Raw genomic sequence first — 14,366 nt, forward strand, 5'->3', positions numbered from 1 at the left:
CCACCGCTGCCACACCGCACTCGGCGGCAAGCCACCGATCAGCCGCGTGAACAACGCTCCGGGTCAATACAGCTAGGGCCTGTTGCGAGAGTGCCGTCCAGCCGCCGGCAGCCGCGCGTCTGCCGTGCGCACCGGCTGGGCACAATGGCCCATATGGCATTCACCGTCGGCTTCGACCTCGACATGACCCTCATCGACTCCCGTCCCGGCATCCGCGCCTGCTACCAGGCGCTGTCGAAGCGGACGGGGACGTACATCGACGCCGACCTGGCGGTCACCCGGCTCGGGCCGCCGCTGGCCGAGGAGCTGATCAACTGGTTCCCCGCCGATGAGGTGGCGGCCGTGGCGGACGTGTACCGGGCGATGTACCCGACGATCGCCATCGAGGCCACCCCGGCGCTGGCGGGCGCCCGGGAGGCCATAGCGGCCGTACGGCAGGCGGGCGGGCGGGCGATCGTCGTCACCGCCAAGTACGAGCCCAACGCCAAGCTGCACCTGGCCCACCTGGGCATGGAGCCCGACGCGGTCATCGGTGACCTGTGGGCCGAGCAGAAGGCCGAGGCCCTGCGCGAGCACGACGCGTCCGTCTACGTCGGCGACCACGTCGGGGACGTCCGCGGGGCCCGCACGGCCGGCGCGCTGTCCGTCGCCGTGGCGACCGGCCCCTGCTCCCCGGAGGAACTGCGCGCGGCGGGCGCGGACGTCGTCCTCACCGACCTGAGCGAATTCCCCGGGTGGCTTTCGGACTACCGTCCCGCGCGCGCCTGACGCCGGCCGGCCGAGACGGAACGCAGTACTCCCGCTCCCGCCATCAGGAATCCGACCGCCATGAGCATGCTCAATCCGAACATGTACGTCGGAAAGGGCTCCGTTCCGAGGAACAGCGGGGCGACCGTGACCAGTGTGGCCACGGCGCCGATGAAGAAGACGACGGCTCCGGCACGGACCAGGCGGTCACCGGGAGCGGCGGAATTCGTTTGGGTTTTGTCACGCACCCGACCAGGGTAGTTCCCAGCGCGAAGGAACAACCGGGTGACGTCTTGTCACCGGCTGCAAGAGCATTAGCCTTGGTACCGGCGGGTCGTACGACCCGCCCGAGTGCTATCAAGAGCCGTTTCAGAAGCAGTTTTCCGACGAGTACGAGGACGAGGACAGACGTGCCTACCGGCAAGGTCAAGTGGTTCAACAGCGAGAAGGGCTTCGGCTTTCTCTCCCGCGACGACGGCGGTGACGTCTTCGTCCATTCCTCGGTCCTCCCCGCCGGAGTCGAGACGCTCAAGCCGGGACAGCGCGTCGAGTTCGGCGTGGTGGCCGGACAGCGCGGCGACCAGGCGCTGTCCCTGACGATCCTGGACCCGACCCCGTCCGTCGCGGCGGCGACCCGCAAGAAGCCCGACGAGCTGGCCTCGATCGTCCAGGACCTGACGACGCTCCTGGAGAACATCACGCCGATGCTGGAGCGGGGCCGCTACCCGGAGAAGACCGCCGGCAAGAAGATCGCCGGCCTGCTGCGCGCGGTCGCCGACCAGCTGGACGTCTGAGCCTCAGGGGAACCGCAGCGCGTCCGGGCCGAGGGGTGGTACGAGCCCCTCGGCCGCCGCGCGCGTCAGCAGCCCGCGTACGGCGGCGTAGCCGTCCTCCCCGAGGTCGGCGGTGAACTCGTTGACGTACAGCCCGATGTGCTGGTCGGCGACGGCCGGGTCCATCTCCTGGGCGTGCTCCATCACGTACGGCCGGGACGCCTCCGGGTCGTCCCAGGCCGCCCGCACGCTCGCCCGCACGGAGTCGGCCAGCAGCCGCAGCCGCTGCTCGCCCAGCGACCGCCTGGCGATGATCGCGCCGAGCGGGATGGGCAGCCCGGTGGTGTTCTCCCAGTGCTCGCCCATGTCGGCGAGCTTGTGCAGCCCGTAGGTGTGGTACGTGAAGCGCGCCTCGTGGATCACGAGCCCCGCGTCGACCTTCCCGTCCCGCACGGCCGGCATGATCTCGTGGAACGGCATGACGACGATCTCGCCGACCCCGCCGTCCAGCGTGTCCGCGGCCCACAGCCGGAACAGCAGGTAGGCGGTGGACCTCTCGCTGGGCACGGCGACGGTGCGCCCCGTGAGGTCGGCACCGGCCTCCCGGGTCAGCACCAGCGGCCCGCAGCCCCGCCCCAGCGCGCCGCCGCAGGGCAGCAGGGCGTACCGGTCGAGGACGTAGGGCAGCACCGCGTACGACACCTTGAGCACGTCGGACTCGCCGCGCTCGGCCATGCCGTTGGTGATGTCGATGTCGGCGAAGGTCACGTCCAGCGCGGGGGCGCCGGGGACGCGGCCGTGGGCCAGGGCGTCGAAGACGAACGTGTCGTTCGGGCAGGGGGAGTACGCGATCTGCAGCTGCTCAACTGTCATGCCGGTTCCAACTCTCCAGTACGGGCGCGAGCTTCCCGAACCCCTCGGTCAGGGCCGCCAGCGCGTCCGGAATGCGCCAGGCGTCCCGGTCCCTGGGCCCGACCGGGTTGGACACCGCCCGGACCTCCAGCACGGGCACGCCCTGGGCGGCGGCTGCCTCGGCGACCCCGAACCCCTCCATGGCCTCGGCCAGGGCGGTGGGGTGCCGCGCGCGCAGGGCCGCGGCCCTGGCGGCCGTCCCGGTCACGGTGGACACGGTGAGCACGGCCCCGGCCCGGGCGCCGGTGGCCTCGGCGACCCGCCGCACGAGCTCCGCGGGCGGCCGGTGCCGGACGGTTCCGAACCCCAGTTCGGTGACCGGGAGGAACCCGTCCTCGGTCTCGGCGCCCAGATCGGCCGCGACGACCTCGTCGGCGACGACCAGCGACCCCACGGGCGCCTCGGGCTGGAACCCGCCCCCGATCCCGGCGGACACGACCAGGCCGTACGGGCTGCCCCCGAGGGCGGCCGCGGTGAGCGCGGACCCGGTGGAGGCGGCGGCCAGCGCGGGCCCCACACCGGCGGCGATCACGTCGGCGAGGCCGTCACCGGTGGCCGGACCGCCGAGGCCCGCCGCCACCGCGTCCCTCTCCACGGGGACCGCGGTGGCGATCAGCACCCGGCCGCGCGGCCCGGAGGCAGCGATCAGGCGTCCTTCTTCAGCTTGAAGTTCCACAGGCCCGACGGCTCCTTGTCGCCCTCCTTGATGGAGACCAGCGTCGAGTTGCCCTGGGCGCCGTACTGGGCGTTGAAGAACACGCTGCCCGGAATGGTGCGGTACGTCTTCTTGCTGGCGTCGGTCAGCGGCTGACCGTTCATCAGGATCGTCCAGCCCTCGTCGGCGATCTCCGGGTCGACCCCGAACCGGACGGTCTCGTCCGGGTCGACGGAGATGCTCTTGATGCCCTTGTCCTTCAGGCACTGCGTGAGGTCGGACTGCTTCAGCGCGTCGCCCTCACCACCACAGGTGGCCTCGGTGTTCACCGAGTCGCTGCCCACGGTCACCGTGGCCATCGGCGTCGGCTTGTCACAGGCCGACAGGACGAGCAGTCCGGCGGATACGACACCGGCGACGGCGACGGCGCGGCGGCGTCGCACAGCGGATTGCAACGTGTTCATGGCGGAAGGCTATCGGGCCTGCCGGTCGGAGCTCCCACGCGGGGTGTGACGTGACCGCGTGGTTACGCCACACGCGCCCGCCCCGAGCCCCCGCGCCGCGCCGAGCCGAGCAGCCCCCGGACGGTCGTCAGCCACCCGGTGCCCACGATCGCGGCCCCCACGGCGAGCCCGAGCGTGCCGTTGAGCGGCATGGCGATGCCGACCGCCCCGCCCAGCACCCAGGACATCTGCAGCAGCGTCTCGGAGCGGGCGAAGGCGGAGGTGCGCACCAGCTCGGGCACGTCCCGCTGGATCAGGGCGTCCAGGGACAGCTTGGCCAGGGCCTGCGCGAAGCCGGCGATCGCGGCCAGGCAGGCGACCAGGACCGTGCTGAAGAACACCGCGGCCGTGATCGCCGCGCCCAGCACGCACGCCACGACCGTCACGATGATGATCTCCGGCGCCCGGGAGCGCAGCCACGCCCCGACGGCCGTGCCGAGCGCGTTGCCCGCGCCCGCGGAGACGCCCACTATCCCCAGGGACACGGCGGCGCTCTGCCCGGAGATCGGGTGCTCGCGCAGCAGGAAGGCCAGGAAGAAGATCAGGAAGCCGGTGAGGCAGCGGATGGAGGCGTTGGCGCCCAGGGCGTGAGTGACGGCCGGGCCGACCGTGCGCAGCCCGGGGCGCTTGACCGGCTTGCGGTGCGGCCCGTGCAGGTGCTGCTCGTCCGCCGCCAGCAGCGCCCGGTCCTCGCCCTTGGCGGAGTCGACCTTCGGCGGCAGCGTGAACGACAGGACCGTTCCCGCGACGAAGATCAGGAAGGCGCCGTAGAGCGGCCAGCGCGGGCCGATCTGCTGCAGGCCCGCGCCGACGGGCGCGGCGATGCCGGTGGCGAGCAGACCGCCCAGGGTGACCCGGGAGTTGGCCTTCACCAGGGAGAACCCCGGTGGCAGCAGCCGCGGCACGACGGCGCTTCTGACCACGCCGTACGCCTTCGACGCCACCAGCACGCCGAGCGCCGCCGGATACAGCTGGAGGCTGCCGCTGACGACCGCGCCGGACAGCACCAGCGCGAGCAGCGCCCGGGCCAGCATCGCCCCGGCCATCGCGGCCCGGCGGCCGTGCGGGATGCGGTCCAGGAGCGGGCCGATCACCGGCGCGAGGAGGGTGAAGGGGGCCATGGTGATGGCGAGGTACAGCGCGACGCGCCCGCGGGCCTCGTCGGTCGGGACGGAGAAGAAGACGGTCGAGGCGAGGGCCACGGTGATCATGACGTCGCCGGCGCCGTTCACGCCGTGCAGCTCGATCAGCTTGCCGAGGCCCGACTCGCCCGCGCCGTGCGCGTGGGTGGCCTTGCGGATGCCGCGCGCCGTGCCGGTCACCGGGAAGTGCAGGGCACGGCCGACCGCGCGGAGGGAGCCGCCCATGCGACCCGGTCCGCTCGGTCGGCTGCTTTCCTTGACCCCTTTCGACCCACCGGTCCCGGTGGCGCCCTGGGGCGTCTTCGCGGCTGCCACGACGTCATAGTGCCCCGAGAACGCGGTGGGTAGTGCCATTACCGCTTGTATAGGGCCTGTGGGGTGACTGTCCGGGTTGTCGTTCCTGGAACCGGTCGGTGTACGCGAAGTGGGGCGGAAGGGTAGCGTGCGTATCTCAGCCATCCCGCAGAATGGATGAAGGACGTCGACGCGGTCCCCTGGTCCGCTCCGTCCCGCCTTGGCGCTGGGAGTGGCGCACTCGAGACGGCGTATGGAGAGAAGCGATACCTGTGAGCGCAGCGACAACGCGAAGCCGCACCCCCGACCGTCTGTGCGCCGAGGCCGTCGACCTCGCGCGTGCCGCAGCCGAGGAGGCCGCCGCCCCGGGAATCGTCGGTGAGCACGTGGGCGCGGTCTCCGAGGGCGACCGTGTCGTCACGCACTTCTTCGCGTGCCGCGAGCTCGGCTACCGGGGCTGGCGCTGGGCCGTGACGGTGGCCCGGGCCTCGCGCGCCAAGGTCGTCACGGTGGACGAGGCGGTGCTGCTGCCCGGCCCGGACGCGGTGCTCGCGCCCGAGTGGGTGCCGTGGAGCGAGCGGTTGCGCCCCGGCGACATGGGCCCGGGCGACCTGCTGCCCACGGACGCCGAGGACCTGCGCCTGGAGCCCGGCTTCTCGGGCGAGGACGAACCGGCGCCGAACTCGCCGGTCTCCCACGAGATGGCCGACCTGGTGGAGGCGGAGGACGCGGACGTCACCGAGGGCCCGCCGTCCCGCCTGCCCGTGACGCCGTCCCGCGGCTCCATCGCGGCGGTCGCCGAGGAACTGGGCATGCGCCGGGCCCGTGTCCTGTCCCGCTACGGCCTGCACTCCGCGGCCGACCGCTGGGAGGAGGCGTTCGGCCCCAAGACCCCCATGGCCCAGTCCGCGCCCGCGGCCTGCGTCAGCTGCGGCTTCCTCGTCCCCGTCGGCGGCTCCCTGGGCCAGGCCTTCGGGGTGTGCGCCAACGAGTTCTCCCCGGCCGACGGCCGTGTGGTCTCCCTGGCCTACGGCTGCGGCGGCCACTCCGAGGCCGCGGTCATGCCGCGCCCGCCGCAGCCGGCGCCGCCGGTCATCGACGAGACCCGGGTGGACCCGTTCCCGCTGCGCCCGGCCTCGGACTCGGGTTCGGTGCCGGTGACGGAGGACGAGTCGACGGCGGAACTGGGGCACTCCTAGCGGCCGGCGCCGCCGGCCGGCGGCGGGATCCGGGTGGGCTCGTTCGGGCTGCGTCCGGCCTCGGGCTTCCCGTGGGTGCCGGTGGCGGAGGACGAGTCGGCGGCGGAGCTGGGGCACTCCTTGCGGCCGGCGGCGCCGGCCGGCGGTGGTGCCGGGGCGCTCGCGGCACCTGGTCCGGAGGCCCTGTCAGGTCGCGGTACCTTCGACCTCACGGCCCCCGCCGCCGACGAGGAGAGTGAACGTGAGCAAGTTCGTGCGCCCGGCCGCCGAAGGTGCCGACCCGTTCGGCACGGCACGTCTGCGGCGCGGAGTCCTGGACGCCTGGGCCACCAGCCCCGCCCGGTTCCGCGAGGACGCCAACGCCGAGGAGGACCTGGTCCTCGGCGGCTACCGGGACCGGCTCGTCGTCGAGCTCGCCCAGAACGCCGCCGACGCGGCGGCCCGGGCCGGGGTGCCGGGCCGGCTGCGGCTCACCCTGCGCGACGGGGTGCTCGTCGCCGCCAACACCGGTGCCCCGCTGGACGCCGCCGGCGTCGAGTCGCTGTCGACCCTGCGCGCGTCGGCCAAGCGGGACACGCCCTCGATCGGCCGGTTCGGCGTCGGGTTCGCCGCCGTGCTGTCCGTGACCGACGAGCCCGCCGTCGTCGGCCGGCACGGCGGGGTCCGCTGGTCCCTCGCCGAGGCCAGGGAACTCGCCTCCGACACCGCCCGGCACAGCCCCGGCCTCGGGGACGAGATCCGGCGGCGGGACGGGCACGTGCCGCTGCTGCGCCTGCCGTTCGCCGCCGAGGGCACCGCCCCCGACCCCTACGACACCGCCGTCATCCTGCCGCTGCGCGACACGGCCGCCGCCGACCTCGCCGAGCGGCTGCTGCGGGCCGTCGACGACGCCCTGCTGCTCGCCCTCCCGGGGCTGCAGGAGGTCGTCGTCGAGATCGGGGCCGAGCAGCCCCGCACCCTCGCCCGCCGCACCGACGGCCCCTTCACCGTCGTCGACGACTCCGCCGAAGGCGTCACCCACTGGCGCACCGCCGCGGCGCACGGCACCCTCACCCCCGACCTGCTCGCCGACCGGCCCGTCGAGGAGCGGCTGCGGCCCCACTGGTCCGTCACCTGGGCCGTCCCCGTCGACAGCGACGGCAGCCCGGCCCGGCCCCGCACCACCCCGGTCGTGCACGCCCCCACCCCCAGCGACGAGCCGCTCGGCGTGCCGGCCCTGCTCATCGCGTCGTTCCCGCTGGACTCCACCCGCCGCCACGCCGCCCCCGGCCCGCTGACCGACTTCCTGGTGCAGCGCGCGGCCGACGCGTACGCCGAACTGCTCGGCGCCTGGCGCCCGGTGACCGCCGGCATCGTGGACCTCGTGCCCGGGCCGCTCGGCAAGGGCGAACTGGACGGGGCATTGCGTCGGGCCGTGCTGGAGCGGCTGCCCCGCACGTCGTTCCTGCCGCCCGCGGTCCCGCCCCAGGACGGCGACGACCTGCCGGAATCCCTGCGGCCGCGGGACGCCGAGCTGGTGGAGGGCGCCGGCGCGGACACCGTGCGGGTCCTCGCCGAGGTGCTGCCCACCCTGCTGCCCGCCGGGCTGGAACGCCGCGCGGAGCTGCGGACCCTGGCGGTCGCCCGGGTTCCGCTCACCGACGCGATCGACCGGCTGGCCGGCCTGGAGAAGGACCCGGGCTGGTGGCGGCGGCTCTACGACAGCCTGGCCGGGGTCGACCCGGACCGGCTGTCGGGGCTGCCCGTGCCGCTCGCCGGGGGCACCTCCGAGGCTTTCGGCACCGGGGGCGGCAGGACGACCATCGGGCCCCGGCAGGTGCTGCTGCCCGGCGCGGACGGCGCCCGGATCGACCCGGAGGTACTGGCCCGGCTCGGTCTGAAGATCGCCCACCCGGACGCGGCCCATCCGATCCTGGAGAAGCTGGGCGCGCTGCCCGCGACCCCGCGGGCCGTCCTCACCACCCCGCAGGTGCGGGCCGCCGTCGCCGCGTCGCTCGACGACGACGGCGGGGTGAACTGGGAGGAGGACACCCTCGACGCCGAGGAACTGGCCGACACCGTGCTCGCGCTGGTGCGGGACGCGGGCCTGGAGCCCGGGGACGAGCCGTGGCTCGGCGCGCTCGCCCTGCCCGACGAGGACGGCGAACCGGCCCCGGCCTGCGAACTGGTCTTCCCCGGCGGCCCCTTCGCCCAGGTCATGCGCGAGGGCGAACTGGCCGCCGTGGACGCCGAGCTGGCCGCCAAGTGGGGCGAGCAGCCGCTGGCCGCCTGCGGGGTGCTGGTGGACTTCGCGCTCGTCCGCGCCACCGACGTCGTCCTCGACCCGGACGAACTGGAGCCGCGCGAGGGCGACTTCGCCGAGCCCGACGACGCGGGCCTGCTGGACGCCGTCGACGTGTGGTGCGAGGACGTCCTCGACCGCTTCCCGGACAGCCCCGTGCCGCCGGTCGCCACCGAGATCGTCGCCGTACGGGACCTGGACCTCGTGGACGAGGACAAGTGGGCGCAGGCGCTGGCGCTGCTGTCCCGGCCGCCGCTCCGGGACGCGATCGTGCAGCCGGTGCGGATCCTGCTGCACGACGGCACGCACGAGCTCGTCCGCCCCTACACGGCCTGGTGGCTGCGCGGGAACCCGGTGCTGGCCGGCCGCCGCCCCGCGGGCCTGCGCGCCGCCGGCGGCGACCCGCTGCTGCGCGGCCTCTACGACGAGGCCGACGCCACCGGGTTCGAGGACGAGCAGGTGCTGCGCGCGCTGGGCGTGCGCACCTCGGTCGCCGCGCTGCTCGACGAGCCCGGCGGCGCCGCCGAGCTGCTCGACCGGCTCGCCGACCCCGAGCGGCAGGTGACGGACGCTCAGCTGCACGCCCTGTACGGGGCGTTGGCCGAGCTGGACCCGGAGCAGGTGACCCTGCCGGACGAGCTGCGGGCCGTCGTCGACGGCCGGGTGGAGGTCGTGGACGCGGCCGACGCCGTGGTGTGCGACTCGCCCGACCTGCTGCCGTTCACCGAGGGCGTCCCGCTGCTGCCCGTACGGCCCTCCCGCGCCGCCGACCTGGCCGAGCTGTTCCAGGTGCGGCGGCTGAGCGAGTCCGTCACCGGGCGGGTCACCTCCGAGGGCGCCGAGCACGAGGTGCCCGAGCCGGTGCGGGTGCTGCTCGGCCCGCGCACCCCGGCCTCCTACGTGGAGCACGACGAACTCGTCGTGGACGGCGTGGAGATCGACTGGCGGCTCACCGACGACGGCGTCCTGCACGCCGCGACCCTGGAGGGCGTCGCCGCGGGACTGGCCTGGGCGGCGGGGCAGTGGCCGCGGCGGTTCGAGGTGGCGGCGCTGCTGGAGGACCCGTCCCGCACGAAGGAGCTGGCGCGCGACCGGTGGTTCGACTGAGCCGGTGACCTCGTTCACCCGGCCGGTGAAAACTCCCGCACAAATTTTTCACCTGCCGTACAACCAAGCGCCCTGCTCAGGAATCTGATCATCCGAGTCAACAGACTCCACGATCACTTGGGCCCCGAGAGCCGACGACGAGCACCGGGGCCCCTCTCCACCTGGAGAACGCATGCGTATCCGAGCCACCGTGGCCGCCGTCACCGGCGCCCTGGCCCTTTCCGCCCTCGCCGTGCCGGCCGCCCAGGCCGCCGAGCCGAAGGTGCCCGCGGACATCGCCGCCGCCAGCGAGGTCGTCCACGCCGACTCCGGCCGGTCGACCTTCGCCGCCGCCGAGGGCGGCCTGCCGTACGCCATGAACGCGACCTTCTCCTCGGTCAAGGTCAACAACGGCAAGAACGTCGTCGTCGGCACGACGAACCTGGTCAAGGTCCCCGTGTCCTTCACGCTGACCCACGGCAAGGAAGTCGACATCCACGCCGCGGACTTCTTCGCGGGCATCGAGCTCTACCGCGGTGCCTCGTTCGAGGAGTCGATCTTCTACTTCGACAGCAACGACGCGACCTGCACGGACTCCTCCGCGACCGTCGCCAGCTGCAAGGCCACCGTCGAGATCGACCCGTTCGCGCTGCTCAACGAGGACGCGGGCTCCTGGAAGGCGGCCGGTTTCGCGGTCGCGTTCAACGGCGAGAACCCGGACGACCCCAACCTGGACAACGTCGGTGTCGCGGTGACCGACCCGACGAACTCCTTCAAGCTCCAGCGCTACTCCAAGCTGACGGTCAACGCCTCGCCCGAGCCGGTGAAGAAGGGCAAGACCATCACGGTCACCGGCAAGCTGTCCCGCGCCAACTGGGACGACAACAAGTACCACGGCTACACCAACCAGTCGGTGAAGCTGCAGTTCCGCAAGAAGGGCAGCGACACCTACACCACGCTGAAGACCATCAAGTCGAACAGCACCGGTGAGCTGAAGACCACGACCACGGCCTCCACGGACGGCTACTTCCGCTGGTCCTTCGCGGGCACGACCACGACCCCGGCGGTCAACGCCACGGGCGACTTCGTCGACGTGCAGTAAGCACCACCCGCTACGCCGGGAAGCGGCGGTCCACCCACCTCCACGTGAGTTCCAGGGTGGCCGCCGCCACCGCCGAGATGCCGACCGCGACCCACGGCATCGTCATCCCCACCAGCTTCAGCGCGAAGAAGTCCTGGAGCCAGGGCACCACCAGCACCAGCAGGAACGCCCCGCCCATCGCGGCGACCAGGGCGATGCGCCACCAGGTGTACGGGCGGGCGATGATCGCCAGCACCCACATCGAGATCAGGAAGAGCGTGAGCGTCGCCGCGCTCGTCTCCGCGTCCAGCGCCGCCGGCCCCGTGTAGTGCTCCCGGGCGATCAGATACGTCGCGAAGGTCGCCACCGCCGCCACGACCCCGCCGGGGATCGCGTACCGCATGACCCGCCGCACGAAGTTCGGCTTCGCGCGCTCCTTGTTCGGCGCGAGGGCGAGGAAGAACGCCGGGACGCCGATGGTCAGCGTCGACAGCAGGGTCAGATGGCGCGGCAGGAACGGGTACTCGACCTGCGAGCAGACCACCAGGACGGCCAGCAGCACCGAGTAGACCGTCTTGACGAGGAACAGCGTCGCCACCCGCGTGATGTTGCCGATGACCCGTCGGCCCTCCGCCACCACCGACGGCAGCGTCGCGAAGCTGTTGTTCAGCAGCACGATCTGCGCGACCGCCCGTGTCGCCTCCGAGCCCGAGCCCATCGCGACACCGATGTCGGCGTCCTTCAGCGCGAGCACGTCGTTCACACCGTCACCGGTCATCGCGACCGTGTGCCCGCGCGACTGCAGCGCCCCCACCATGGTCCGCTTCTGCTGCGGGGTGACCCGCCCGAACACCGTGCCGTCGTCCAGGGCGTCCGCCAGGCCGTCCGGATCGGCGGGGAGCCGGCGGGCGTCCACGGTGGTCCCGGACAGGCCCAGCTTGGCGGCGACCGCGCCGACCGACACCGCGTTGTCGCCGGAGATCACCTTGGCCCTGACGTTCTGGTCGGCGAAGTAGCGCAGGGTGTCGGCGGCGTCCGGCCGCAGCCGCTGCTCCAGCACGACCAGCGCGGTCGGCCGCGCCCCCTTCGCCACCTCGGGATCGTCCAGGTCCCGCTCGACCCGGGCGAGCAGCAGCACGCGCAGGCCCTGCTCGTTCAGCCGCACCGTGTCGGCGAGCGCCGGGTCGTCCTCCGGCAGCAGCACGTCCGGCGCGCCCAGCAGCCACGTACCGCTCTGCCCGTCGCCCTCGCTGAACGCGGCGCCGCTGTACTTGCGGGCCGAGGAGAACGGCAGCGCCTGGGTGCAGCGCCAGTCCTCCACGGCCGGGTAGGTGTCGATGATCGCCTGCAGCGAGGCGTTCGGCCGCGGGTCCGACTCGCCGAGCGCGCCGAGCACCTTGCGCACGTACGCCTCGTCGGCGCCCTGCAACGGCCGCAGCTCGGTGACGTCCATGCCGCCCTCGGTGAGGGTGCCGGTCTTGTCCAGGCAGACGGTGTCGACGCGGGCCAGGCCCTCGATCGCGGGCAGCTCCTGCACCAGGCACTGCTTGCGGCCCAGCCGGATCACGCCGATGGCGAAGGCGACGGAGGTGAGCAGGACCAGGCCCTCGGGGACCATCGGGACGATGCCGCCGACCGTGCGGGCGACGGAGTCGTCGAAGGCGTTCTCCTTCACGAACAGCTGGCTGATGATCAGGCCGATCGCGGTCGGGACCATCATCCAGGTGACGTACTTGAGGATCGTGGAGATGCCCGAGCGCAGCTCGGACTGGACGAGGGTGAAGCGTGAGGCCTCCTCGGCGAGCTGGGCGGCGTAGGCCTCCCGGCCGACCTTCGTCGCCTGGAAGGCCCCGCCGCCCGCGACCACGAAGCTGCCCGACATCACGTGGTCGCCGGGGCGCTTGACCACCGGGTCGGCCTCGCCGGTGAGCAGCGACTCGTCGATCTCGAGTCCGTCGGCCTCGACGCAGACCCCGTCGACGACGACCTTGTCCCCGGGCCCGATCTCGATCACGTCGTCCAAAACGATCTCGGACGTGCTGACCTGCCCGGCGGCTCCGTCCCGGCGCACGGTCGGCCGTACCTCGCCGATCAGCGCCAGCGAGTCCAGCGTCTTCTTCGCCCGCCACTCCTGGACGATGCCGATGCCGGTGTTGGCGAGGATCACGAAGCCGAACAGGCTGTCCTGGATCGGCGCGACCACCAGCATGATCAGCCACAGCACGCCGATGATCGCGTTGAAGCGGGTGAAGACGTTGGCGCGGACGATGTCGACGGTGGACCGGCTGCTGCGCACCGGTACGTCGTTGACCTGACCGCGTTCCACCCGTTCGGCGACCTGAGCGCGGGTCAGGCCGGTCTCGCGTGGGGTGACCGTCGCCGGACGCGCGGAATCGGGCCGGGCACCCGCGTCGAGATGCGTCATGCATTCGACGGTACGTGCGGATGTGACGCTCCACCCGCTGAAAGGCGGGAAGATCCGACCTGGGAAGGACGGACTTCGTGCCGTGGTCGTACGGCAGTTGTACGCCGTCGTACCCCGGTGCCCGCCGTGCGTCAGCCGGCCCGGCGGGCCGTGCAGAGCAGGTACTCCCAGTCCAGGGCCGTCCCGTCGGAGCCCGTCCCGAGGCCGGCGTCGCGGGCCAGGTCGGCGAGATCGCGGTCCAGGGCGGCGACGCGGTCGGGGTCGTCGGCGATGTTCCGGTAGACCGTGATGGTCGGGCCGTAGCGCTCCTTGAAGTAGTCGCGGAACATCTCCGGTGTCCCGAAACGCTCGACCCGGACGGTCCGGCGTTCGGCGCGCAGGTCCGTGACCCGGTCGCCGAGCAGCGCGCGCACATGGTCCTCGTCGCCCCACAGCGGGGGCGGCTGGGCGCCCGGCGGGGGCGGGGGCGCGTAGGGCTTCATGGTGGCGAACATCCGTCCGATGAAACCGGGGGGTGTCCAGCTCAGCAGCCCGATGATGCCGCCCGGGCGGCAGACCCGGACGAGTTCGTCGGCGGCCCGCTGGTGGTGCGGCGCGAACATGACGCCCACGCAGGAGAGCACGGTGTCGAACTCGGCGTCGCCGAACGGCAGGGCCTCGGCGTCGGCCTCCTGCCAGGTGAGGCGCGCCCCCCGCTGCTCGGCCGCGCGCCGGCCCGCCTCGAACAGCTCGGGCGTGAGGTCGGAGGCGACGACGTCCGCGCCGGCCAGGGCCGCCGGGATCGCGGCGTTGCCGGAGCCGGCGCCGACGTCCAGCACGCGGTGGCCGGGGCCCACCCCGCACGCCTCGACCAGGATCGCTCCCAGTCCGGGGATCACCTCGGCGGCCAGGGACGGGTAGTCGCCCTGGGCCCACATGGCCCGGTGCTTGGCCTTCAGCGCGCGATCGGCCTCGGCCGTGTCGTTCTGCGTCGTCATGGCTGCGCTCCTCACCGGTCGGGCGGCGGGTCCGCGCGACGGGGTGTGAGCGGTTCGCCGCCTCTATCGAGCCTAGGGAGGGGGCGGGGGTGTGTCCTGCCGGACGGCGGTGGTGCGTGTTTTCGCCTGGCGGTGGGGGTGGTGCGCGTTTTCGCCTGACGGGGGGGGTGCGCATGTTCGCCTGACGGTGGCGGTGGTGCGCGTTTTCGCCTGGCGGTGGGGGGTGGGTCGGGGGGGGGGGGGGGGGGGGGGGGGGGGGGGGGGGGGGGGGGGGGGGGGGGGGGGGGGGGG

The 14,366-nt window shown here is 73.3% G+C and carries 12 protein-coding genes; 5 read left to right on the forward strand and 7 right to left on the reverse strand.

Annotated features, from left to right (window positions below):
* The first annotated feature begins 144 nt into the window (after positions 1 to 144).
* Positions 145 to 768, forward strand: a complete 624-nt coding sequence (locus ACPXCS_RS39370) for an HAD family hydrolase (protein ID WP_425952330.1) — start codon at positions 145 to 147, stop codon at positions 766 to 768.
* Here ACPXCS_RS39370 and ACPXCS_RS39375 read toward each other — a convergent pair.
* Positions 747 to 995 (reverse strand): hypothetical protein, encoded by a 249-nt coding sequence (locus tag ACPXCS_RS39375; protein WP_425952329.1) that lies wholly within the window; start codon positions 993 to 995, stop codon positions 747 to 749. The genes ACPXCS_RS39370 and ACPXCS_RS39375 overlap by 22 nt on opposite strands.
* Before the next feature lie 162 nt (positions 996 to 1,157).
* On the opposite strand from ACPXCS_RS39375, the gene ACPXCS_RS39380 reads away from it, so the two are divergent.
* Positions 1,158 to 1,541 carry a cold-shock protein gene (locus ACPXCS_RS39380; RefSeq protein ID WP_010035896.1) on the forward strand — a complete coding sequence of 128 codons (384 nt, stop codon included), beginning with the start codon at positions 1,158 to 1,160 and terminating at the stop codon, positions 1,539 to 1,541.
* A gap of 3 nt (positions 1,542 to 1,544) precedes the next feature.
* Here the strand turns inward: ACPXCS_RS39380 and ACPXCS_RS39385 are convergent, their stop codons facing one another.
* The 4 genes from ACPXCS_RS39385 to ACPXCS_RS39400 all read right to left on the reverse strand — a co-directional run bounded on the left by ACPXCS_RS39385 (position 1,545) and on the right by ACPXCS_RS39400 (position 5,047).
* Positions 1,545 to 2,393, reverse strand: a complete 849-nt coding sequence (locus ACPXCS_RS39385) for a 1,4-dihydroxy-6-naphthoate synthase (protein WP_425952328.1) — start codon at positions 2,391 to 2,393, stop codon at positions 1,545 to 1,547.
* Positions 2,383 to 3,108, reverse strand: a complete 726-nt coding sequence (locus ACPXCS_RS39390) for a futalosine hydrolase (protein WP_425952327.1) — start codon at positions 3,106 to 3,108, stop codon at positions 2,383 to 2,385. The genes ACPXCS_RS39385 and ACPXCS_RS39390 overlap by 11 nt, the downstream gene beginning before the upstream one ends.
* A complete protein-coding gene (locus ACPXCS_RS39395; protein WP_425952326.1) occupies positions 3,078 to 3,551 on the reverse strand; it encodes a DUF2771 domain-containing protein in 474 nt (157 codons plus the stop codon). The genes ACPXCS_RS39390 and ACPXCS_RS39395 overlap by 31 nt, the downstream gene beginning before the upstream one ends.
* A 62-nt stretch (positions 3,552 to 3,613) precedes the next feature.
* On the reverse strand, positions 3,614 to 5,047 hold the full coding sequence (locus tag ACPXCS_RS39400) for an MFS transporter (protein ID WP_425952325.1): 1,434 nt from the start codon (positions 5,045 to 5,047) through the stop codon (positions 3,614 to 3,616).
* Between the two features lie 251 nt (positions 5,048 to 5,298).
* On the opposite strand from ACPXCS_RS39400, the gene ACPXCS_RS39405 reads away from it, so the two are divergent.
* The 3 genes from ACPXCS_RS39405 to ACPXCS_RS39415 all read left to right on the forward strand — a co-directional run bounded on the left by ACPXCS_RS39405 (position 5,299) and on the right by ACPXCS_RS39415 (position 10,694).
* The gene (locus tag ACPXCS_RS39405; RefSeq protein ID WP_425952324.1) at positions 5,299 to 6,225 is read left to right on the forward strand and encodes a DUF3027 domain-containing protein; all 927 of its coding nucleotides are present in this window, start codon (positions 5,299 to 5,301) and stop codon (positions 6,223 to 6,225) included.
* Positions 6,226 to 6,466: 241 nt separating this feature from the next.
* Positions 6,467 to 9,613 carry a sacsin N-terminal ATP-binding-like domain-containing protein gene (locus ACPXCS_RS39410; protein ID WP_425952323.1) on the forward strand — a complete coding sequence of 1,049 codons (3,147 nt, stop codon included), beginning with the start codon at positions 6,467 to 6,469 and terminating at the stop codon, positions 9,611 to 9,613.
* A gap of 172 nt (positions 9,614 to 9,785) precedes the next feature.
* Positions 9,786 to 10,694 carry a hypothetical protein gene (locus ACPXCS_RS39415; protein ID WP_425952322.1) on the forward strand — a complete coding sequence of 303 codons (909 nt, stop codon included), beginning with the start codon at positions 9,786 to 9,788 and terminating at the stop codon, positions 10,692 to 10,694.
* 10 nt (positions 10,695 to 10,704) lie between these two features.
* On the opposite strand, the gene ACPXCS_RS39420 is transcribed toward ACPXCS_RS39415, so the two are convergent.
* Both ACPXCS_RS39420 and ACPXCS_RS39425 read right to left on the reverse strand, forming a co-directional pair.
* The gene (locus ACPXCS_RS39420) at positions 10,705 to 13,098 is read right to left on the reverse strand and encodes a cation-translocating P-type ATPase (RefSeq protein ID WP_425952321.1); all 2,394 of its coding nucleotides are present in this window, start codon (positions 13,096 to 13,098) and stop codon (positions 10,705 to 10,707) included.
* Positions 13,099 to 13,229: 131 nt separating this feature from the next.
* Positions 13,230 to 14,075: a class I SAM-dependent methyltransferase gene (locus ACPXCS_RS39425; RefSeq protein ID WP_425952320.1), complete on the reverse strand. Its 846-nt coding sequence runs from the start codon at positions 14,073 to 14,075 to the stop codon at positions 13,230 to 13,232.
* Between the last annotated feature and the right edge of the window lie 291 nt (positions 14,076 to 14,366).

It is taken from the genome of Streptomyces sp. DT190, from assembly GCF_049846985.1.
Classification (GTDB): Bacteria; Actinomycetota; Actinomycetes; order Streptomycetales; family Streptomycetaceae; genus Streptomyces.

What these genes read in the sequence shown, in the direction of transcription:
- ACPXCS_RS39370 (WP_425952330.1), top strand. Translation starts at nt 145, where the DNA reads ATGGCCCATATGGCATTCACCGTCGGCTTCGACCTCGACATGACCCTC.
- ACPXCS_RS39385 (WP_425952328.1), bottom strand. Translation starts at nt 2,393, where the DNA reads ATGACAGTTGAGCAGCTGCAGATCGCGTACTCCCCCTGCCCGAACGAC.
- ACPXCS_RS39395 (WP_425952326.1), bottom strand. Translation starts at nt 3,551, where the DNA reads ATGAACACGTTGCAATCCGCTGTGCGACGCCGCCGCGCCGTCGCCGTC.
- ACPXCS_RS39415 (WP_425952322.1), top strand. Translation starts at nt 9,786, where the DNA reads ATGCGTATCCGAGCCACCGTGGCCGCCGTCACCGGCGCCCTGGCCCTT.
- ACPXCS_RS39420 (WP_425952321.1), bottom strand. Translation starts at nt 13,098, where the DNA reads ATGACGCATCTCGACGCGGGTGCCCGGCCCGATTCCGCGCGTCCGGCG.
- ACPXCS_RS39425 (WP_425952320.1), bottom strand. Translation starts at nt 14,075, where the DNA reads ATGACGACGCAGAACGACACGGCCGAGGCCGATCGCGCGCTGAAGGCC.